Annotated in this window: 23 protein-coding genes; 8 read left to right on the forward strand and 15 right to left on the reverse strand. The window is 51.0% G+C overall.

Annotated features, from left to right (window positions below):
• Positions 1-125: 125 nt before the first annotated feature.
• The 8 genes from fusA to fkpA all read right to left on the reverse strand — a co-directional run bounded on the left by fusA (position 126) and on the right by fkpA (position 6,136).
• Positions 126-2,222 (reverse strand): elongation factor G, encoded by a 2,097-nt coding sequence (gene fusA, locus RN22_RS20170; RefSeq protein WP_002535160.1) that lies wholly within the window; start codon positions 2,220-2,222, stop codon positions 126-128.
• Between the two features lie 72 nt (positions 2,223-2,294).
• Positions 2,295-2,765 carry a 30S ribosomal protein S7 gene (rpsG, locus tag RN22_RS20175; RefSeq protein WP_002535161.1) on the reverse strand — a complete coding sequence of 157 codons (471 nt, stop codon included), beginning with the start codon at positions 2,763-2,765 and terminating at the stop codon, positions 2,295-2,297.
• A gap of 98 nt (positions 2,766-2,863) precedes the next feature.
• Positions 2,864-3,238, reverse strand: coding sequence for a 30S ribosomal protein S12 (gene rpsL / locus RN22_RS20180; RefSeq protein WP_002535163.1), 375 nt, complete (start codon positions 3,236-3,238; stop codon positions 2,864-2,866).
• Between the two features lie 179 nt (positions 3,239-3,417).
• Positions 3,418-3,708 (reverse strand): sulfurtransferase complex subunit TusB, encoded by a 291-nt coding sequence (gene tusB / locus RN22_RS20185; RefSeq protein WP_046307169.1) that lies wholly within the window; start codon positions 3,706-3,708, stop codon positions 3,418-3,420.
• A gap of 9 nt (positions 3,709-3,717) precedes the next feature.
• Positions 3,718-4,074, reverse strand: a complete 357-nt coding sequence (gene tusC / locus RN22_RS20190) for a sulfurtransferase complex subunit TusC (RefSeq protein ID WP_046307171.1) — start codon at positions 4,072-4,074, stop codon at positions 3,718-3,720.
• A gap of 8 nt (positions 4,075-4,082) precedes the next feature.
• Positions 4,083-4,475, reverse strand: coding sequence for a sulfurtransferase complex subunit TusD (tusD, locus tag RN22_RS20195; RefSeq protein WP_046307174.1), 393 nt, complete (start codon positions 4,473-4,475; stop codon positions 4,083-4,085).
• The gene (locus tag RN22_RS20200) at positions 4,472-5,194 is read right to left on the reverse strand and encodes a transcriptional regulator (RefSeq protein ID WP_002535169.1); all 723 of its coding nucleotides are present in this window, start codon (positions 5,192-5,194) and stop codon (positions 4,472-4,474) included. Before RN22_RS20200 ends, tusD begins: the two co-directional genes overlap by 4 nt.
• Before the next feature lie 165 nt (positions 5,195-5,359).
• Positions 5,360-6,136, reverse strand: a complete 777-nt coding sequence (gene fkpA, locus RN22_RS20205) for an FKBP-type peptidyl-prolyl cis-trans isomerase (protein WP_002535170.1) — start codon at positions 6,134-6,136, stop codon at positions 5,360-5,362.
• A gap of 122 nt (positions 6,137-6,258) precedes the next feature.
• Between fkpA and RN22_RS20210 the strand changes: the two genes are divergently transcribed.
• Together RN22_RS20210 and RN22_RS20215 are read left to right on the forward strand one after the other, a co-directional pair.
• Positions 6,259-7,236 (forward strand): WD40 repeat domain-containing protein, encoded by a 978-nt coding sequence (locus tag RN22_RS20210; RefSeq protein ID WP_046307176.1) that lies wholly within the window; start codon positions 6,259-6,261, stop codon positions 7,234-7,236.
• Positions 7,237-7,250: 14 nt separating this feature from the next.
• Positions 7,251-7,475 (forward strand): SlyX family protein, encoded by a 225-nt coding sequence (locus RN22_RS20215; RefSeq protein WP_046307178.1) that lies wholly within the window; start codon positions 7,251-7,253, stop codon positions 7,473-7,475.
• 56 nt (positions 7,476-7,531) lie between these two features.
• Here RN22_RS20215 and RN22_RS20220 read toward each other — a convergent pair whose 3' ends face one another.
• The 5 genes from RN22_RS20220 to kefG form a co-directional block, all read right to left on the reverse strand.
• Positions 7,532-8,494: an isoaspartyl peptidase/L-asparaginase family protein gene (locus RN22_RS20220; RefSeq protein ID WP_046307180.1), complete on the reverse strand. Its 963-nt coding sequence runs from the start codon at positions 8,492-8,494 to the stop codon at positions 7,532-7,534.
• A gap of 135 nt (positions 8,495-8,629) precedes the next feature.
• A complete protein-coding gene (gene slyD / locus RN22_RS20225) occupies positions 8,630-9,205 on the reverse strand; it encodes a peptidylprolyl isomerase (RefSeq protein WP_002535177.1) in 576 nt (191 codons plus the stop codon).
• 98 nt (positions 9,206-9,303) lie between these two features.
• Positions 9,304-9,513, reverse strand: a complete 210-nt coding sequence (locus tag RN22_RS20230; RefSeq protein WP_002535178.1) for a YheV family putative zinc ribbon protein — start codon at positions 9,511-9,513, stop codon at positions 9,304-9,306.
• 26 nt (positions 9,514-9,539) lie between these two features.
• The gene (gene kefB, locus RN22_RS20235; protein ID WP_002535179.1) at positions 9,540-11,339 is read right to left on the reverse strand and encodes a glutathione-regulated potassium-efflux system protein KefB; all 1,800 of its coding nucleotides are present in this window, start codon (positions 11,337-11,339) and stop codon (positions 9,540-9,542) included.
• Positions 11,339-11,902 (reverse strand): glutathione-regulated potassium-efflux system ancillary protein KefG, encoded by a 564-nt coding sequence (gene kefG / locus RN22_RS20240; protein WP_002535180.1) that lies wholly within the window; start codon positions 11,900-11,902, stop codon positions 11,339-11,341. Before kefG ends, kefB begins: the two co-directional genes overlap by 1 nt.
• Positions 11,903-12,172: 270 nt before the next feature.
• Between kefG and RN22_RS20245 the strand changes: the two genes are divergently transcribed.
• Both RN22_RS20245 and RN22_RS20250 read left to right on the forward strand, forming a co-directional pair.
• The gene (locus RN22_RS20245) at positions 12,173-14,095 is read left to right on the forward strand and encodes an ABC transporter ATP-binding protein (protein WP_046307182.1); all 1,923 of its coding nucleotides are present in this window, start codon (positions 12,173-12,175) and stop codon (positions 14,093-14,095) included.
• A complete protein-coding gene (locus RN22_RS20250) occupies positions 14,038-14,556 on the forward strand; it encodes a TIGR02444 family protein (RefSeq protein WP_046307183.1) in 519 nt (172 codons plus the stop codon). Before RN22_RS20245 ends, RN22_RS20250 begins: the two co-directional genes overlap by 58 nt.
• On the opposite strand, the gene RN22_RS20255 is transcribed toward RN22_RS20250, so the two are convergent.
• Complete coding sequence (locus RN22_RS20255; RefSeq protein WP_046307184.1) at positions 14,538-14,831, reverse strand: DUF1330 domain-containing protein; 294 nt, start codon at positions 14,829-14,831, stop codon at positions 14,538-14,540. The two genes, RN22_RS20250 and RN22_RS20255, sit on opposite strands and share 19 nt — an antisense overlap.
• A 14-nt stretch (positions 14,832-14,845) precedes the next feature.
• On the reverse strand, positions 14,846-15,448 hold the full coding sequence (locus tag RN22_RS20260) for a LysE family translocator (protein WP_046307187.1): 603 nt from the start codon (positions 15,446-15,448) through the stop codon (positions 14,846-14,848).
• A gap of 123 nt (positions 15,449-15,571) precedes the next feature.
• Here RN22_RS20260 and RN22_RS20265 point away from each other — a divergent pair, with 123 nt between their 5' ends.
• The 4 genes from RN22_RS20265 to RN22_RS20280 are packed head-to-tail and all read left to right on the forward strand — an operon-like array spanning position 15,572 to position 19,200.
• Positions 15,572-16,954: a PLP-dependent aminotransferase family protein gene (locus RN22_RS20265; RefSeq protein WP_046307190.1), complete on the forward strand. Its 1,383-nt coding sequence runs from the start codon at positions 15,572-15,574 to the stop codon at positions 16,952-16,954.
• A gap of 9 nt (positions 16,955-16,963) precedes the next feature.
• Complete coding sequence (locus tag RN22_RS20270; RefSeq protein WP_046307191.1) at positions 16,964-17,950, forward strand: hydrolase; 987 nt, start codon at positions 16,964-16,966, stop codon at positions 17,948-17,950.
• 42 nt (positions 17,951-17,992) lie between these two features.
• Positions 17,993-18,970, forward strand: coding sequence for a DUF3187 family protein (locus tag RN22_RS20275; protein WP_046307192.1), 978 nt, complete (start codon positions 17,993-17,995; stop codon positions 18,968-18,970).
• A gap of 14 nt (positions 18,971-18,984) precedes the next feature.
• The gene (locus RN22_RS20280; protein WP_002535189.1) at positions 18,985-19,200 is read left to right on the forward strand and encodes a YheU family protein; all 216 of its coding nucleotides are present in this window, start codon (positions 18,985-18,987) and stop codon (positions 19,198-19,200) included.
• The last annotated feature ends 174 nt before the right edge of the window (positions 19,201-19,374 follow it).

The following is a 19,374-nucleotide window of genomic DNA, read 5'->3' on the forward strand; positions in this document are numbered from 1 at the left end:
TTCAAATTTTTCTTTAGACACGATCGTGTTCCTTCCTAGTTGTGAGCCGCACCCACCGTCGTGAGTGCGATCAGAAGTTTTTATTAATGCGGGCCAATAATGCCAGCATTAAAACCACCTATCAATCAAGAACGCTCTGCGATGATTGAATCAGCGATGTTCTTAGGAATATCAGCATAGTCACTGAATTCCATAGAGTAAGATGCGCGGCCCTGAGTCGCTGAACGCAAGTCAGTTGCGTAACCAAACATCTCAGCCAGTGGCACCTGCGCGCGAATGATCTTCAAGCCAGCTGGACCTTCATCCATACCACCAATCAGACCACGACGACGGTTCAGGTCGCCCACTACGTCACCCATCCAGTCTTCTGGAGTGGTAACTTCCACTTTCATCATTGGCTCAAGAATGACAGGTTGCGCTTCAAGTGCACCTTTCTTGAATGCCATAGATGCAGCGATCTTAAACGCCATTTCGTTGGAGTCAACATCATGGTACGAACCATCGAAAAGCGTTGCTTTGATATCAAGCACTGGGTAGCCAGCAAGTACACCGCTACTCATCTGCTCTTCAACACCTTTAGCAACAGCGCCGATATATTCTTTCGGTACCACACCACCAACGATTTCGTCGACGAAGACAAAACCTTCGCCTTTCTCAGATGGTTCCAGTTTCAGCCAAACATGACCGTACTGACCACGACCACCAGACTGCTTGACGAATTTACCTTCGACTTCAGCCGAACCACGGATGGTTTCGCGGTATGCCACCTGTGGCTTACCTACATTACATTCTACGCTGAACTCACGACGCATGCGGTCTACGATGATGTCCAGGTGAAGCTCACCCATACCTGAGATCAGGGTCTGGCCTGACTCGTCATCGGTTTCAACGCGGAATGATGGATCTTCTGCCGCCAGTTTACCCAGCGCGATACCCATTTTTTCCTGGTCTGCTTTAGAGCGTGGCTCTACAGCGATCTGAATAACTGGTTCAGGGAACTCCATACGCTCAAGAACCACTTTTGATTCTTGTGCACATAGGGTGTCACCTGTAGTGACGTCTTTCAGACCGATGGCTGCTGCAATGTCACCCGCGCGAATTTCTTTGATTTCTTCACGCTTGTTTGAGTGCATCTGAACGATACGGCCGAAACGCTCACGCTTTTGCTTCACTGAGTTGTAAACAGTGTCGCCAGTATTAACCACACCTGAGTAAACACGCAGGAAGGTCAAAGTACCCACGAATGGGTCTGTAGCAATTTTAAATGCCAGAGCTGCAAACGGTTCGTTGTCGTCAGAGTGACGCTCGATCTCGTTGCCATCTTCGTCTTCACCTTTGATCGCTTTCACATCAACAGGGGAAGGAAGGAACTCAATAACAGCATCAAGAACCGCCTGAACGCCTTTGTTCTTAAATGCAGAACCACAAGTCGCCAGTACGATTTCATTATTCAGTGTACGTTCACGCAGAGCTTGCTTGATTTCAGCTTCGGTCAGTTCACCCTCTTCGAGGTACTTATCCATCAGCTCTTCGTTTGCTTCAGCAGCGGCTTCGACCAGATTCTGGTGCCACTCATCAGCCAGCTCTTGCATGTCTGCCGGGATGTCTTCGTATGTGAAGCTCATACCCTGGTCAGCTTCGCTCCAGTTAATCGCCTTCATTTTGATAAGGTCGATAACACCGCGGAAGTCTTCTTCAGCGCCGATATTCAGATGAATTGGCACTGGAGTTGCGCCCAGTCGAACTTTAATTTGCTCAACCACACGCAGAAAATCTGCGCCTGCACGGTCCATCTTATTGACGAAAACCATACGAGGAACTTCATATTTGTCAGCCTGACGCCAAACGGTCTCTGACTGAGGTTCAACACCGGAAGAACCACAGAATACAACTACTGCACCATCCAATACGCGCAGGGAACGCTCTACCTCGATGGTAAAGTCAACGTGTCCTGGGGTATCAATGATGTTGATGCGATGCTCAGGGAATTGCGCATCCATACCGCGCCAGAAAGTTGTAGTCGCAGCGGAGGTGATGGTGATACCACGCTCTTGCTCCTGCTCCATCCAGTCCATGGTTGCTGCACCATCGTGCACTTCACCAATTTTATGAGAAAGACCGGTGTAAAACAGGATACGCTCTGTTGTTGTAGTTTTACCTGCGTCTACGTGCGCACAAATACCGATGTTACGGTAGCGCTCAATAGGGGTCTTACGAGCCACAGTAGTATCCTCTTACTAAGGGTATCCTTAGAGTGTGGTTTAGGCGCGACCGAAGTCGCGCCCAAAAAGGTATTACCAGCGGTAATGAGCGAATGCTTTGTTCGCTTCTGCCATACGGTGAACGTCTTCACGTTTCTTAACAGCAGTACCTTTGTTCTCAGATGCATCCAGCATTTCGTTAGCCAGACGCTGAGCCATAGATTTTTCACCACGCTTACGCGCAGCTTCAACCAACCAACGCATCGCCAGAGCGTTACGACGTACAGGACGTACTTCTACTGGTACTTGGTAAGTTGAACCACCAACACGGCGAGATTTAACCTCTACCGCAGGGCGTACGTTTTCAAGAGCGGCTTCGAACACAGACAGGTGATCTTTACCAGAACGCTCTGCCATGATGTCCAGTGCACCATAAACGATTTTTTCAGCAGTCGACTTTTTACCGTCAACCATTACGATGTTTACAAATTTTGCCAGCAGCTCTGATCCGAACTTAGGATCCGGCAGGATTTTACGCTGACCAATTACGCGACGACGTGGCATGGAAATTCTCCGTTGTCTTCTTCAGGTTTTATCCAAAACTTTTCAGTTTTTTCAAAATTACAAATTAATTAGTGTTTGGCCTTACTTAACGGATTCCATTAAGACTTAGGACGCTTCACACCGTACTTAGAACGACCTTGTTTACGGTCGTTAACGCCTGCACAGTCAAGTGCACCACGAACGGTGTGGTAACGCACACCTGGAAGGTCTTTAACACGACCACCGCGGATCAGAACAACTGAGTGCTCTTGCAGGTTGTGACCTTCACCACCGATGTATGAAGTAACTTCAAAACCGTTGGTCAGGCGAACACGACATACTTTACGCAGTGCCGAGTTAGGTTTTTTAGGAGTAGTGGTGTAAACACGAGTACATACACCACGTTTTTGCGGACACGCTTCCAGCGCAGGCACGTTGCTTTTTGCAACTTGCTTGATGCGTGGCTTGCGTACCAGCTGGTTAATAGTTGCCATTAAATAGCTCCTGATATTACTTACGTATAAGTGTGAAAAATCTATGCCCCACAAAAGTAGGGACGCGAAATTTTAGGCGTCGTCAAATGGGGTGTCAAGATTTATACAACGATCTTTGCTTTGATCGTTTTATAACCGCAACAATCCCAGACTATTACGCTAGTAGATAGACGGCTAAATCACCATTTCATTTGCGTGACATGCCGGGTTGTCAGCTCTACAAACCCTTCCATATCAATAAGTTCAAATTGTGAGGCGATTTGATGCTCGATGCCGCGGGCCATAGCGTCTTCTTGAAGCACATAAATCCTGCGCCCTGACGAAACCAGTTTTTCTTGCCACTGTCCTCCAAGGATCCCGGCGACAACAGCATCTTCCAGCAAAAGGATCTCACTGTGTTTCTCGGAATATCGCAGACAATTCGCCAGAGCAGATGAGGCATAAGGGGAAGCATTAACGGTATGAAGCATTGACGATCCTTAAAACTGGAGCACTTTGGCACATTGGCCCAGTGAGGCAGCAATGTCCGTTGGTGATCTTTTTTCTACCGTAATAACAAGGGGATGGTCACTCAAACCGCGCTCAGCTAAAGAGTCAGCACACACGTAGATCTCCTCTACATCGCACAGTGACAGCATTTTGAAGGTAGAAATATAGTCGCGACTCAGCACTTCATCCGGCTTTTGGCCCGCCAGCAATTGCATCACACCATCACCGACGAAAAACAGGACAAGATCTTCACTGTAATTGGAAGTTGCCAACACCGCATCGAGCCCTTCCCGGCCAGACGCGCTGCCATGAGGCGCAGAAGAGAAAACAAAACCTATCTTTTTCATACCAGCCCCTAAAACTGAATCACGCGATCAGCAGTCAGCAGGGCTTCTGAAAGCGCACCAAGACCTGCCTGAGAGAAGCTATCCGCCATGTTGGATGATGTGAGCGCATGCTGTTTCGCCTCTTCTTCGCTCACCTGACCACGACGCAGTGCAGCGGCAACACAGGTTTCCAGCTCGACGCCACTTTCTTTTGACAGTGATTGCCAAGCAGAAACCAAATCAAATTCGTCATTGGCTGGCACTGTCAGTGAGGAAGCGTTGGACACACCATCTTGATAGAAAAACACACGCGTTAACGTGTGTCCTTTTTCTATCAGTACTTTGGCAAAGCGGTACGCGGTGAGCGATGACTGGCGCCCGTATACTGGGCCATTCACCACCAGCACATAACTCAGGCTCATTTTTCGCCGTCCTCACCTTTTCGCTGACGGATGTAGAGATAAACCGTGTGTTTGGAAATATTAAGGCGATCTGCCACACGGTTGATGGCATCTTTGATATCGAAAATACCTTTATCGAACAGCTCCATCACAATCTGGCGGTTCTTGGTATTGTTCGACACAGATTTGTCTGCGTTGATCTCTTCGATGGTGCGCTCGACCGTTTGGTCTACCAGCTCGTCCACATCGCTGGCAAAGTTCACGGAAGACACAGCCTGACGAGCTTCTTCTGTCGGCATGAAAGCTTGCAGTACTTGAGAGAAAGGCGCATCCAGGTTGATGTTGATACACAGAAGGCCAATCACGCGGTTGTCCGCATTGCGGATGGCCACTGTGATAGATTTCATCAGAGTGTTGCCTTTGGCACGCGTGAAGTAAGCACGTGAGAAGTTTCGCTCAGATCCTTCAATATCACGCAACATACGCAGTGCCAAATCAGTGATAGGCGAACCCACCTGACGGCCAGTGTTCTCGCCGTTGGCAATTTTGATAGCAGAGGTGTTCAAATCTTCCAGCGAGTGCAGCACGATTTCACAGTGCTGACCAATCAGGGCTGCAAGACCATCTACCACGGCTTCATAAGATTTCAGGATAACGCGATCGGTGTCAGTGAAAGGATTACTCTCGATAAAGTCACTTTCGACGATCACGTCCGCACCAAAGCTGTCTGTCGATACCACAGGTTTATCTTCCTTTGTGATGGATTTCGTTTACCGCAGGCAAAGATAAACGAAAGCTGCAAACTTTAAAATCTAGCGATAAGTCTAACAGACTTAGATCAAGAAAATAAAAAAACCCCGACAAAAGCCGGGGTTCTCTTTGTAAGCAAACGTGCAATCGAGGGATTAACCTTTCGCTTCGTCACCTTTGCCTTTGATTTCCAACAGCTCAACTTCGAACACTAGCGTCGAGTTGGCAGGAATCGCTGGCGTATCCTGAGAGCCGTATGCCAGCTCAGGCGGGATAACGAACTTGAACTTAGAACCTACAGGCATTAACTGAACGCCTTCAGTCCAGCCCGGAATCACGCGGTTTAGCGGGAAAGTCGCTGGCTGGTTGCGGTCGTAAGAACTATCGAACTGGGTACCGTCAGTCAGGGTGCCTTTGTAGTGAACGACAACTGTGTCTTCTGCCGCTGGTTTATCACCCTCACCCATTGTTTCTACCAGGTACATGAGGCCAGAATCTGTGGTATTCACACCGTCAGTCTTCGCAAACTGTGCTCGGAAGTCTTCACCAACTTTCACTGCTTCTGCTGCTTTTTCCTGAGCTTTTTCCTGAGCCAGTTGGGCAACACGCTGATCCAGCGCTTGCAACGCCAGCTGCGCTTCTTCTTCGGTCAGCTTGGATTTGTCAGCAAATGCGTCCTGCACACCTTGCAGAACCAAGTCGTTGCTCAAAGCCAAGCCCAATTCTTCTTGCTGGTCCAGATTGGCTTTCAGGTACTGCGCCAGGGACGCACCAATCGCGTATGCCGCTTTGTCATCTTCAGTGGCGAACGTTACAGCTTCAGCAGCAACAGGCGCTTCAACTTTTGCGGTTTCGTCTTTCGCTTCTTCCTGACAACCCACAGCTAGTGCAACAGTGGCAGCCAGCAGCGACATTTTAAAAACTGATTTCATTAGTGACTCCGTTGGTATAAAACCCACATTTCTTTTATTCGCTTACGCGATAACGATGCGAAAGCCCGAAACGATCAATATACTCGACGTTATAGGGGTCCAAGATAAGGAACACAAGGGCAATGCGACAATTCGTCCGCACAATTTGCTTATTTCTGACACTGTTAGCACTTTCCGGCTGCTTTCACTCTACCCATGAAGCCCAGCGCTGGACGCTGGATCCGGATGGCGTGACCAGTTTCAGCCTTAGCCGAGACGGCCGCTTCGCGCTCATCGCTTCCACGTCCCACGGCATTGATTTGTGGGATTTGGTACAAAATAAAAAGCTGGCCGAATTCGGCGATCAAGACCCGGATAAAAATACCGTGCTCGCCAGTCAGATCTCCGACAACAACCGCTACGCCATTACCGCCACATCGCAAAACTTTGCGGTATGGGATTTGGCATGGGGACAAGCCGAAGGTCTGTGGTCGATTTCCGACGGCATTATCCGCGACGTTGATATCAGCAATAATGGCGAAAAAGTCCTGCTTGCCCTTTCGAATGGCAAAGCCCTATTCGTGGACTTAGGCACAGGAAGACGCTTAGAGTTCCTTGCCCACCAAGATAAAGTGAACAGTGTGTCGCTCGCGCCCAATGGAAAATTCGCCATGTCAGGCGGTAATGACCACAATGCCTTTTTCTGGAGCACGGAAACCGGACAAATCCTCAATGAGTTTCCTCATGAACATCGTATTACCCGCGTAGAGTTGCACCGCACCGGTAAATTCGCTTTCTCTGCAGATGGTGACGACACCGCCATTATCTGGGATTTATCGACGGGCGAGCCGAAAACAGAGCTCAACATGTTCCACCGCCACCCAAATTTCTCTACTGCCCGTTTTTCAGATGATGGCACCAAACTGGTGACCGGCACACCGGGACGACGGGTAGAGTTTTGGGATGTAGAAAGCGGGGACAATCTCGGCCGCTGGCTGGCGGAGGAGCAACAAAATACGCGTCCACCCAGTGCAGTCGTGTATGATGTCGCCATCGATCCAACTGGTCGCGTGATTTCCGGCACTTCCGCCGGTATCGCTCAGGCGTGGATAGCAGAGTAATTTGAGATACCAAAATGACCGAGACAGAACTGCGTCTGCAGAAACAAATTGACGATCTGGAGATCAAACAGGCTTTTCAGGAACACACGATTGAAGAGCTGAATGATGCAATCACCGAGCAGCAAAAAACCATCGACAGGATGGCTACGCAAATATCGTTTTTGGTGACCAAGCTGAAAGCGATGGAGCCGGCAAACATTGCCAGCATGTCGGAAGAAACACCGCCACCGCATTATTAAACACCTCAGAAAACAAAAGGCCAGTATCTGCTAGCCTTTTGTTTTTCAATTAACGCTTATTTGACAGTCGATAGGTTTTCATCCGCAAAAATAGCCACCAACGCTTCTCCTTTCTCGTTCACCGTCGCGCGGTACATGCCCGGACAATTCAATTCGAAATTCACCTGTCCGCCAGCATCAATGGCAATGACTCCGCCTTCTCCGCCAAGGCTCAGGAAATCACCATGAATCACATCGCGGCAGGCTTGTTCTATGGATGCCTCACCATATTGCATGCGTCCCGCAATATCGCCTGCAACCGTGCAGCGCATCAGAAGCTCGCCCATACCGGTTGCAGAAACCGCCACATTGCCGTTGCGGGCATAATTCCCTCCGCCAATGATCGGTGTGTCACCAACTCTGCCCCAGCGCTTGTTGGTGAGTCCGCCCGTGCTGGTTGCAGCAGCCAGATTGCCTTCTTGGTCGAGCGCTACCGCTCCGACTGTGCCGTGTTTCTTTTCATCCGGATAGCGCGCTTCCGATAGTGCAACGCCGCCGTTTTTTTTCATCGTTTTCAGCTCGTTGTAGCGACGATCCGTGAAAAAGTAATCCTGTTCGACATACTCATAACCGCATTCTCTAAATGCAAAGGACTCGGCGCCCTCGCCTGCCAACATCACATGGGGGCTTTTTTGCATCACATCACGGGCAAGTTGTACCGGGTTTTTGATATGACGAATCAGGGTTACAGCACCGGCTTCAAGGTTTCTGCCATCCATGACCGAAGCGTCCATCTCAACGGTTTCTTCATGGGTAAGCACCGACCCTTTGCCTGCATTGAAAAGCTCGCTGTCTTCCATCACAGTCACAGCGGCGACTGTCGCATCAACCGCCGATCCACCTCGCTCCAACAAAGCATGTCCAGCCAATACTGACTGCGCCAGTGCTTTACGATAAGCAGCTTCCAGCTCGGGTGTCATCAGACGGCGTTCAATGGTGCCAGCACCACCGTGTATGGCGATAGAAAAGGGGCGGGTCATGATGATTCCTTTCGAAGTGAGAGTGGATATCCGATGAGATTAATATGAAATTGCACAATAAAAAAGCGCCAACCGACTGATCGATTAGCGCTTTCTTTTAAGGCTTTTCAGCTAGGAACAGCTGCAGCCTAAGGCTTAGTGAGAGCCGCAGCCACCACCGCCACAACATTCGTGGTCGTCGCCTTTATCTTCGCCGCCACAGCAACCGCCTTCGTCGTCATGGTCGTGACCACCGCAGCAGCCGCCAGACTGATGGATGTGACCGTGTGCAATTTCTTCTTCCGTCGCCGCACGCAGTTCTACCACTTCCACGTTGAACGTCAGGGTTTGGCCAGCCAGCATGTGGTTACCGTCAACCACGACTTCATCGCCGTCAACATCAGTCACTTCAACTGGGATTGGACCTTGGTCAGTGTCCGCCAGGAAGCGCATACCAACAACGATTTCGTCAACGCCCTGGAACACGTCAGCAGGTACGCGCTGAACCATTGCATCCAGGTATTCGCCGTACGCTTCTTCCGGCGCAACAGTCACTTCGAAAGATTCGCCAGCTTCGCGGCCTTCCAATGCATTTTCCAGACCTACGATCAGGTTGTTGTGACCTTGCAGGTACTGCAGTGGCATTTCTTTGGTTGATTCATCAACCACGATGCCGTCTTCGTTTTTCACTTGGTAAGCAATGCTTACTACCACGTCTTTAGTGATTTTCATCTTAACTCCGGAAGCGGTTCAAGGGTGTCGACACAGCGACACCTGCTCATTTCGGCGCCGATAATACAGAAATAAACTGACTTCGACTATGGGATTCGTTATTGCGGTTTAAATATCCCTATCACCTGAGCATCCTGCTGCTGCGCAACGGGCTGTTTCTCTTCCGCAGACATCGGTGAGCGCCTGTCGGTATGACCGCACTGCACGCACTCCACCACTTCCACGTGGTGTTCTTGCCACCAGCGCATTGTGTCCGTTGCACTACATGAGGGACAGGTTGCGCCAGCGATAAATCGTTTCTTGGCCATGTACTTCCTTGCCTTCGTTCTTATTGTTAGCTATCTCGGTTCCAGCTCTGGTGCCGTTCGGTATCCCCTTTCATTTCGAGGTCGAACAGTTCTTCAAGCTCCACTCGCGCTTCTTTGGTCCGGGATGCAGCCATGGAATCTTCACTGTGGTGGGGCTGCATTTCGTGTAATCGCATTTCATCCAGTTTTCTGAAAAATGCCTCTGCGCGTTTGGCTTTATACGGGTGCATGCCCAGTGCGATCAATGTCTGTTTCCCTAAATCAAGCGCACTTAAAAAAGTTTCCCTGGAAAAACCCACCACGTCATGATCGAGTAATTGGTTTGCCTCAACACGGCTTCGGGCCCGGGCGAGCACTTTCAGATTCGGGAAATGTTGCTGACAAAGTTCGACGATTTCCATCACTTCTTCCGGCGAATCCGCGCAAACGATGATGGCCTCTGCCGTTGCCGCCCCTGCGGCCCTCAATAAATCAAGCTGGGTTGCATCCCCATAATACACCTTGTAGCCAAACTTACGCAGCAAGGCGATTTGCGAAGGATCGCGCTCCAGTATGGTCAGTTTGATCTTGTTGGCGAACAGCAATCTACCCACCACCTGACCAAAACGACCAAAGCCGGTGATGATGACGCGGGCGCCTTCATGATTAAATTGCTCCGCCGCGGGCATTTCGGCATCCGCATTTATGGTGCGGGCAAACCATTTGGATTGCAGCATCAGCAGTATCGGGGTTGTCATCATAGACAAACTCACTACCACCAGCAGAAAAGCATTAAGCTCTGGCGTCAGCAGGTTTTCACTTCGCGCTGCAGTAAACAATACAAACGCAAATTCCCCACCCTGGCTAAGCAGCAAAGCAACGTGACTGCGGGATTTCTCGCTACCACCAAAGACGCGGGCTAACCCATATATGATGGCGGCTTTTACGCCAATCAAGCCAGCGACCGCAGATAAAATTTCCAGCGGATATTGGAGCAGCAAACCAAGGTCAACCGCCATGCCCACAGCGATGAAAAAGAGGCCCAGCAACAAACCTTTAAAGGGCTCGATGGCGATTTCCAGCTCGTGGCGGTATTCACTCTCTGCCAACAGCACACCTGCCAAGAAGGTGCCTAGCGCCATAGAGAGTCCAAGTGACTGCATACCAATAGCGATGCCAATCACCAGCATCAAAGCAGTCACGGTGAACATCTCTTTGACGCGGCTGAGCACCACCCAACGTAGCAAAGGACGCAACAGGTAATGACCACCGACCAAGAGCACCAAGATCGCTCCCAGCATGATGCCCACATCCAGCCAGCTGCCACCTGCACCCCCTGCCATCGCAGGAAGCACCGCAAGCATAGGGATCACTGCGATATCTTGAAACAAGAGCACCGCAAAGCCTGATTGCCCGGCTTCGCTTCGCATCAAGCGTTGTTCTTCGATAATCCTCATGGCGATGGCCGTGGATGACAGCGCCAGCCCCATCCCGACAACCAAGGCATCAACGCGACCGACACCCCAGTAATAGGCAATAAGAGCAATCACCACGGTACTGATAAAGACCTGAGAGCCACCAAAGCCAAGGATTGGCCGTCGCATCTGCAACAGCTTCTTTGGATTCAATTCCAGACCAATCAGGAACAGCAGCAGCACCACGCCAAGCTCGGCAAAGTGCAGAATCGCTTCTACGTCTGTAATCAGGCCAAGCCCCCAAGGGCCAATCACCACACCGCCGATCAGATATCCCAGCACAGAGCCAATTCCGAGGCGCTGGGCAAGGGGAACTGCCACCACCGCAGCGGCAAGGAAAATCAGAGCGTCCAGAAGGTAGTTATGTCCCATTACACCACCTCCGACACAGGATGACAGAGCCAATCGGCGTAGAGTTCGGCATGAGCTTCCCTGTCTTCATCGCTCACTCGGCGAGCCCAGTGAAGCACAAGCGGATCGACCCAACGCATCTGGCAAAGGAGTGCAGTCAGCTCAAACGGCTGTAACAGTTCCTCCATACTGTATTTGTTGTAACCGGTTTGGCTGAAGGCTTCCGCAGCACCGCCGGTGGTAATGACAAAGCGGCAAATCTTGCCAGCCAATGCATTACCGCCACCGTGGGCAAAGCCTTTACCAAGCACCACATCAATCCACTCTTTTAGAAGCGAAGGACAGGAATACATTTGAAGTGGGTGTTGGAACACAATCACATCGTGTTCTAGAAGAAGCTCACGTTCATGGTGAACATCAATAATAAAGTCAGGATAGGCTGCATAGAGGTCGTGTACTTTGACATGGTCAAATTGACGGGCAGCCTCAATCATCCGTTTGTTGGCGACAGACTCGTGCGGGTCTGGGTGAGCAAAGACCACCAGCACTTTCGATTTAAATAACGACGTTGTCGGGGTTCCCATTTGGCAGCAAAATCCTTTTAAGCTTTCCAACGCCCAATGTGTGGTAGAGCGAAGAGGTAACATAATATTTTTTATAATCTTTTTATCATGACACAAAACTGCCAACTCTGCGGCTTTGGCGTCATCCTTCAACCATACGGTAAATCGTCCCGCATTTCACCGCTCTGCCGTGGTCCATTTTTGCGCCTCTCTTAAGTAAATCGCCGTCGTGTGATATAACAGCGCCAGTTTTTCGACCCCACATTCCTGCGGCCGGAGCCGCCAAGAGTCATGATCACTATTTCTGATATTCAGCTACTTCGTGGTGGCAAACCGCTGCTTAACAATGCGTCTGCCACTATCCACCCGGGCGACAAAGTCGGTCTGGTCGGTAAAAACGGCTGCGGTAAATCGACCCTATTTGCGTTGCTGAAAGGCGAACTGTCCCTTGATGCGGGTAGTTGTAACTTCCCAAACGGCTGGCAAATGGCGTGGGTGGCGCAGGAAACCCCAGCGCTGGAACGCGAAGCGATTGAATATGTGATTGACGGGGACCGTGAATACCGCGCGCTGGAGCAGGCCCTTCGTGCTGCTGAAGAAGCAGATGACGGCCACAAGGTCGCCACCCTTCATGACAAAATTGATGCGGTCGGCGGCTACAGCATTCGCGCCCGCGCGGCAGAGCTGCTGGATGGTCTTGGCTTTCGTCAGGATCAGATGAGCTGGAACCTCACCCAGTTCTCCGGTGGTTGGCGTATGCGCCTGAACCTCGCACAAGCACTGCTATGTCGCTCAGACTTACTGCTGCTCGACGAACCGACCAACCACTTGGATTTGGACGCCGTGATGTGGCTGGAGAAGTGGCTGCAAAACTACCGCGGTACACTGGTACTCATTTCCCATGACCGCGATTTCCTTGACCCAGTGGTTAACCGCATCATCCATATCGAAAATGACCTGCTGAACGAATATACGGGAAATTACTCTGCCTTCGAAACCATGCGCGCAGAAAAGCTTATCCTGCAACAGGCGATGTACCAGAAGCAGCAAAAGCAAATGGCGCACATGCAGTCGTACATTGACCGCTTCCGCTACAAGGCCAGTAAAGCCCGTCAGGCGCAGAGCCGGATTAAAGCGCTCGAGCGCATGGAAAAAATGCTGCCAGCACAATTTGATAACCCGTTCAGTTTCGAATTCCGCGAGCCGTCTGCCCTGCCTAATCCTATCCTGATGATGGAAGAGGTGTGCGCAGGATATGGCGACACCATGATTCTGGAAAAAATCTTCCTGAATCTGGTGCCGGGCAGCCGAATTGGTCTGCTTGGCCGTAACGGCGCAGGTAAATCAACGCTCATCAAACTGCTTTCCGGCACAGTACCCGCACAGGCTGGTGAGCTGCGTTATTCGCAGGGTGTGAAGATTGGTTACTTTGCCCAGCACCAGTTGGAAACGCTACGTGATGATGAAACGGCCATCCAGCACATGATGCGTCTGGCACCGGAAGCGACAGAGCAACAGCTTCGCGATTACCTCGGCAGCTTTGGCTTCCATGGTGATAAAGCGCTGGATGTGATTGCGCCTTTCTCTGGCGGTGAAAAAGCACGTCTGGTGCTGGCATTAATTGTCTGGCAAAAACCGAACCTGTTGCTGCTCGATGAGCCTACCAACCACCTTGATCTGGACATGCGCGCTGCACTGACCATGGCACTGCAATCGTTTGAAGGCGCCATGGTTATCGTGAGCCACGACAGATACCTGCTCCGTGCAACCACTGACGATCTGTATCTGGTGCATGACCGTAAGGTTGAGCCGTTCAATGGCGACCTGAATGATTACCATCAGTGGCTGAATGAATTGCAGCGCTCTGAGCGTCGTCAGGAGCAGGCAGAAAACGCCAAACCCGCAGGTGCAAATACTCAAGCAGCACGTAAAGAACAAAAACGTCTGGAAGCAGAATTTCGCAAGCAGACTGCGCCTACCCGCAAGAAAATTGACACGCTGGATACAAAACTCGAAAAGTATTCTGCAACAATTGCTGAAGTAGAATCTCAACTGGCGGAACCTTCTATTTATGAAGCGTCCAACAAAGAGAAACTTACCGAATTGCTGCGCCAGCAGGCAGACGCGAAATCATCGCTCGAAGAGGTCGAACTGGAATGGATGGATCTTCAGGAACAACTGGAGAAAATGGAAGCGGAGTTCCAAGGCCGCTAAAACAGCAAGCCACAGCCGATGGGCTGTGGCAATTTTGTCTGCATCATTACGGACAGCAAGAGGTCAAACACGCCTGCCTTAAACTTCAGGATCAGTTCAAAGGCAATGTGAATCTCGCGCTGCTATTAGCCTGGCTGGAAGACGCCGGGTTTTCCCTTTCGGCCTCATCACTCGCTCAACTTCGCCAATCATTGGTTCAGTCAGAAACCCTGCTCACGCGCTATCGCTTGATGCGGCGCGATCTCAAACCGCAGCTCTCACGCGGGGCTTACCAGAAAATGCTTAACTATGAGCTGACATTAGAGAAGTTCCAGCAGCAGGAATTGCTCACCTGTATAAACCAGCAAGTTTGGGAAGAAAACGCCTCTTCCTCTCTGGAAATGTACTGCTCGCAGTTAGATGGGGATGCACATTACCTTTATCCCGCGTTGATGAAAGGACTTCATACCTGCTCGTCGTAAAGGACTATCGTCATCTCACAGGCTTCATCACGAAGTGGCACCAATTCAAGATACGCCGGAGAAGCGTAAAAACGTTCGACAGCTTCAACATCCCGATAGCGAAAAACGGCGGTGACATGCTCTTCCGCTTTGTCACCCCGGAAAGCCCCCACGCAATTTCCTCGAACCACCACTTCCACACCAGCTTGGTCGAGCAGCACTTTGGCCGCTAACACATACTCGCCGAATTTCTCGGCATCTTTGATGGTGGCATAAGAAAAATTAAGTACAGACATACGAGACTCCCTGCTTACAGCCAAATAAAGATTAAGCAGGATGCGGTCAGGGTTCCCATCACGCGGTTAAACACTTTCCAGCTTTTTTCTGAAGACAGCACTTTCCCCACCCAGACGCCAAAGCCCGCCCAAATAGATGTCAGAGACAAGCCTACTATGAGAAAAGTAATGACAATCACCATGGAAGATATCCAATAGTCTCCGCCCGCTAAGGTAAAGGTACCCACCGCACTCACCGCCATTGCCCACGCCTTGGGATTGACGTACTGAAATAATGCTCCTTCCATCAGGGTCATCGGCCGGCGATCGCTGGAAGCATCTTCAGAAGGTGCCCCCGACTTGGCAATGCGCCATGCCAGATAAAGCAGGTACGCGCTGGCCAGCAGCTTCATCCCTTCCTGTACCCAAGGATAGAGTTGAAACACCGCTCCCAATCCTGCTGCAACCACGCCAATTAAAGACGCAACACCAAGGGAAATACCAACAAGATGAGGCACAGTGCGTCTGAATCCAAAGTTAGCTCCCGATGCTGTCAGCATCATATTGTTCGGTCCCGGCGTCCCCGTCATGGTCGCCGCAAAAAGCGCCAGTGTTGCCAGAAAAGATAGTTCCATCATGAATTGTCTCCTTGCTCACATTGTATCGATACAATTCAAGTTAATGATTGAAATTGACCTACTCATTGTTCAACATTCACGCTAACAGGGATCAAAAACACGATCAAAAGGTTTATTGTCACCATGACAATCATCAATATTGAATTAGACAAATCCGGGGCTCCCATGTATCGGCAGATTGCCGATACCATTGCGGAGAAAGTGGCGACCAAAGAACTGGCACCGGGAACCAAACTGCCGACCCACCGCGCACTGGCGGATGCGTTGTCAGTCACCGTAGGAACAGTCACCCGCGCGTATGCAGAAGCGGAGCGACGAGGCATTGTCGAAGCCAAAGTCGGTGCAGGCACTTACATTTGCGAGAACAACCGCCCACTGTGGTCTTTTTCCGATCCTGATCGACAAGATGTGCTGAGCTTTGGCTACAACGTGCCGCCAACGATTAACCGTGCCGATCTCTTCGCAGAAGCATTGGAGCAACTTGCTGCCCACCCGCAGGAACTCAACAGTCTGATGCTGTATCAGCCTCCTTCCGGCATTGTGCGTCACCGTGAAATTCTGGCCGACTGGTTGAATGGGCATAAGGTGAACGCCGATCCGTCGCGCTTGCTGTTCTGCTCCGGCGCGCAAAATGCCATGCAGCTTTGCCTGATGACCCTCTGCCGAGCCGGGGATACTATCCTTACCGACAAGTTCACTTACCCCGGTTTACTCAGTCTTGCCAGACAGCTGCAACTCACGGTGAAGCCCGTAGAGATGGATGATGAAGGCATGTTGCCAGAATCCTTAAGCGCAGCCTGCCAGCAATATCAGGCGAGATTGGTGTACCTCACGCCAACTCTGCAAAACCCGACGACAGCGACCATGAGTGAAGCACGCCGACAGGCACTCATCGAGGTGTGTGAACAACAGCAACTGATGATCGTGGAAGATGACATCAATGGCCTGCTTCCCCGTGAACGGCCTTCACCGATGGTCAATCTGGCACCTGACAATGTGATATATATCGGTGGGCTGGCGAAGACACTGGCGCCCGGTCTTCGTCTGGGCTTCCTGCATCTGCCGGAACGCTTCTATCCCCACTTCGTTAATGCACTGCAAAACCACAGCTGGATGATCAGCCCGCTTTTAACTGCCATGGCGGCGATCCTTTTAGAGAATGGCTCAGCAAACCAGATCCTTGACACCATTCGTACTGAAATGGAAACGCGGTGGGAAATCGTCACCCGCTATCTTGGTACTGAGTCGATGCGTTACCATCCCAATGCATTTCACGGCTGGCTAACATTGCCCGAAGGTTGGTCTCTCAGTGAGTTTCTTTCGGCGAGCAAAGCAGAGGGCCTAGAGCTGAAATCGTCTGAGCTTTTTGTTCCCGCAGGATATTCCGCGCCACCGACGGTGCGGATTGCTGTGAGCGCACCGCCTAGTCGCGAGTTACTTGAACAGGGCTGCGAGAAGCTCGCCAAGCTGTTGGCGAATCCACCACTGACTGAATTTGCGTTGTAAGAGATAGAAATGGAACAAACAGCATGCAAGCCTTTCGTGCCGATGAAAGGCGGCAAGAACCCACATGTCCAAACCTTGCTTCCGCGCTTTTTGCGCAGGAAAGCGGTCTTTGAACCGGTCTGGCAACGCCTTGAAACGCCGGATGGGGATTTTCTGGATATCAGCTGGACACAAGACCCGACAACTGTCGGTGACAAGCCTATCGTGGTGTTGTTTCACGGTCTTGCCGGGTGTTTTTACAGCCCTTATGCCAACGGTTTGCTCAATGCCTTTAAGCAACAAGGTTGGGTCGGCGTTTTAATGCACTTTCGCGGCTGTAGCGGCTCGCTGAACAAAATGCCACGCAGCTATCACTCAGGTGAAACGGGAGATGCCCGCTTTTTCCTCGAGTATCTAAACAAACGATTCCCTGCCAATACCAAAGTCGCTACCGGCGTCTCCCTCGGTGGCAACATGCTGGTGCGCTATCTGGCAGAGTTTAAAGACGATCCCATCATCAAAGCTGGATGCGTCATCAGCCCACCTTTGGATCTGGCAGCATGTTCCAGCCGCATTCGTCAGGGTTTTTCCCGCGTCTATCAAGCGTATCTGCTCCGCTCAATGAACCGCACCCTCGGTAACAAACTTGCCCGTCACCCGCAAATCGGGCACTGGAAAAGCGGGGAGAAAGTGGCGATATCGAACCTCTATCAATTCGACCAAACCGTCACAGCACCACTGCACGGATTCAACGATGCTGAGGATTATTATCGCCAATGCAGCGGCTTAGGTGTGTTGCAGGAAATTGCGGCTCCGCTCAAAGTGATCCATGCTAAAGATGATCCTTTTATGACGGAAGCGGTGATCCCCAAAGCGCCGCTCCCGGACAACATTGACTATCACCTGACCGAATATGGCGGTCACGTCGGATTTGTCTCCGGTACCTTGAATGCACCAGACTTCTGGCTGGAAAAAGAGGTGCCACGCTGGTTAGCCCTGCATATCGACGCCGAATAAAGGCGCAATAACACCAAGAAAGCAGGGCGAGAGAGGTGGACGATGGCAATATCTCGCACTGCTTTTATGCTGCTATGGTGGCTCCCCTTCGCTGCGCAGGCAGAAAACACAGCCCCTTTGCGCTTTGGGCCGCTGATTGCCCAAAGTCAGGCACCGCTGCAAACCACAGGGCTCACACCGATACTCCAAGACCCGTTTCAATTAAAAGCGGGACAAACAGATGCCTTCGCTTCCGTCGCTATTGGCAGCGTTTGGGCACCTTCACAGGAATACAACTTCGACTACTATCACAACCAGTTTATGGGCGGCTTCGTTCATGCGCTGGATGAGGAAAAACGGATTGGGGTTTGGCTGCAATACCGCTATGCGGCAAACAACCGATTGGATGGCCTAACGGAAAAGTTCCATAGCATTTTTGGCATCGACCAAAACGGTCGCACCGAAGTCGATGAAGACAGGTTCTACATCTATGTCCCCAGCACCATGGACGCGCCAGTCGAAGACTTCACTGGCGACCCTTTACTCAGTGCCATCAATCTGTATGGCGAGCAAACACTCTATGAAGACATGCACCATGCGGTGAGTGCGGGTGTCACCCTGTTCTTTAACCGGGTCAGCCATGGCGTGTTTGCCAACACTTCCTTCGAGCAGTCTGCTCAGCTCAACTATGGCTACCAAAGAGAGAAACACCGGCTGACCGCCATGGTGTCGCTCGTCCACCGACCGGATAAACCCCAGCATTTTGTTGAGGTAAAACCCTGGGGTATTAACGCGGGTATCAGCTACCAGTATCAATGGTTCACGCATCATGAGCTGATAGGCGAATACCTGATATCGCAAGGCAAAGCAGCCGGGGCAGGGCTGGGTGAGCTTAATGCCTTGGTGCACGAGTTTGCGCTGGGTTACCGCTACCTTTTTAATAACAGTGCGATAGAATTGGTGGCTATAGAGAATATGTTCAATCACGATAACAGCACGGATATCGTGTTTAACGCCAACTTCCGGCACCGTTTTTTGTAGTAGGTAAAGCCACCATGATTGTTCCCTGGCAAGAGATCCCCGAAGAGACCCTTAGAAACCTGATTGAGCACTTTGTGCTGCGTGAAGGGACAGATTACGGCGAGCAGGAAGCAAGCTTCGAGGAAAAGGTGGAACAGGTCTACAATCTGCTCAAAAACAAAGAAGCCGTGGTGGTGTTTTCTGAGTTGCACGAAACGGTGGATATCAAACCTGTGCGATCACTTGCCTAGGGTCTGTTGACCTTTGGTGGTTAAATTTTGTTCTAGCCCTAAACGTTTTAGGCGCGGCGAGGTGTGTGCCGCCTAGTTATTCTAAGCAAATACACCTCAACAAAGCATAAAACGCTTAGGGCAGAACCCTTCGGGCAGCGTTTGTGGGGACTTTCTGCTGCGTTATCGGCTTCT

It is taken from the genome of Grimontia sp. AD028, from assembly GCF_000973155.1.
GTDB classification, from domain to species: Bacteria; Pseudomonadota; Gammaproteobacteria; order Enterobacterales; family Vibrionaceae; genus Enterovibrio; species Enterovibrio indicus.

What these genes read in the sequence shown, in the direction of transcription:
- rpsG (WP_002535161.1), bottom strand. Translation starts at nt 2,765, where the DNA reads ATGCCACGTCGTCGCGTAATTGGTCAGCGTAAAATCCTGCCGGATCCT.
- rpsL (WP_002535163.1), bottom strand. Translation starts at nt 3,238, where the DNA reads ATGGCAACTATTAACCAGCTGGTACGCAAGCCACGCATCAAGCAAGTT.
- tusB (WP_046307169.1), bottom strand. Translation starts at nt 3,708, where the DNA reads ATGCTTCATACCGTTAATGCTTCCCCTTATGCCTCATCTGCTCTGGCG.
- tusC (WP_046307171.1), bottom strand. Translation starts at nt 4,074, where the DNA reads ATGAAAAAGATAGGTTTTGTTTTCTCTTCTGCGCCTCATGGCAGCGCG.
- tusD (WP_046307174.1), bottom strand. Translation starts at nt 4,475, where the DNA reads ATGAGCCTGAGTTATGTGCTGGTGGTGAATGGCCCAGTATACGGGCGC.
- fkpA (WP_002535170.1), bottom strand. Translation starts at nt 6,136, where the DNA reads ATGAAATCAGTTTTTAAAATGTCGCTGCTGGCTGCCACTGTTGCACTA.
- RN22_RS20210 (WP_046307176.1), top strand. Translation starts at nt 6,259, where the DNA reads ATGCGACAATTCGTCCGCACAATTTGCTTATTTCTGACACTGTTAGCA.
- RN22_RS20215 (WP_046307178.1), top strand. Translation starts at nt 7,251, where the DNA reads ATGACCGAGACAGAACTGCGTCTGCAGAAACAAATTGACGATCTGGAG.
- RN22_RS20220 (WP_046307180.1), bottom strand. Translation starts at nt 8,494, where the DNA reads ATGACCCGCCCCTTTTCTATCGCCATACACGGTGGTGCTGGCACCATT.
- slyD (WP_002535177.1), bottom strand. Translation starts at nt 9,205, where the DNA reads ATGAAAATCACTAAAGACGTGGTAGTAAGCATTGCTTACCAAGTGAAA.
- RN22_RS20230 (WP_002535178.1), bottom strand. Translation starts at nt 9,513, where the DNA reads ATGGCCAAGAAACGATTTATCGCTGGCGCAACCTGTCCCTCATGTAGT.
- kefB (WP_002535179.1), bottom strand. Translation starts at nt 11,339, where the DNA reads ATGGGACATAACTACCTTCTGGACGCTCTGATTTTCCTTGCCGCTGCG.
- kefG (WP_002535180.1), bottom strand. Translation starts at nt 11,902, where the DNA reads ATGGGAACCCCGACAACGTCGTTATTTAAATCGAAAGTGCTGGTGGTC.
- RN22_RS20245 (WP_046307182.1), top strand. Translation starts at nt 12,173, where the DNA reads ATGATCACTATTTCTGATATTCAGCTACTTCGTGGTGGCAAACCGCTG.
- RN22_RS20250 (WP_046307183.1), top strand. Translation starts at nt 14,038, where the DNA reads ATGGATGGATCTTCAGGAACAACTGGAGAAAATGGAAGCGGAGTTCCA.
- RN22_RS20255 (WP_046307184.1), bottom strand. Translation starts at nt 14,831, where the DNA reads ATGTCTGTACTTAATTTTTCTTATGCCACCATCAAAGATGCCGAGAAA.
- RN22_RS20260 (WP_046307187.1), bottom strand. Translation starts at nt 15,448, where the DNA reads ATGATGGAACTATCTTTTCTGGCAACACTGGCGCTTTTTGCGGCGACC.
- RN22_RS20265 (WP_046307190.1), top strand. Translation starts at nt 15,572, where the DNA reads ATGACAATCATCAATATTGAATTAGACAAATCCGGGGCTCCCATGTAT.
- RN22_RS20270 (WP_046307191.1), top strand. Translation starts at nt 16,964, where the DNA reads ATGGAACAAACAGCATGCAAGCCTTTCGTGCCGATGAAAGGCGGCAAG.
- RN22_RS20275 (WP_046307192.1), top strand. Translation starts at nt 17,993, where the DNA reads ATGGCAATATCTCGCACTGCTTTTATGCTGCTATGGTGGCTCCCCTTC.
- RN22_RS20280 (WP_002535189.1), top strand. Translation starts at nt 18,985, where the DNA reads ATGATTGTTCCCTGGCAAGAGATCCCCGAAGAGACCCTTAGAAACCTG.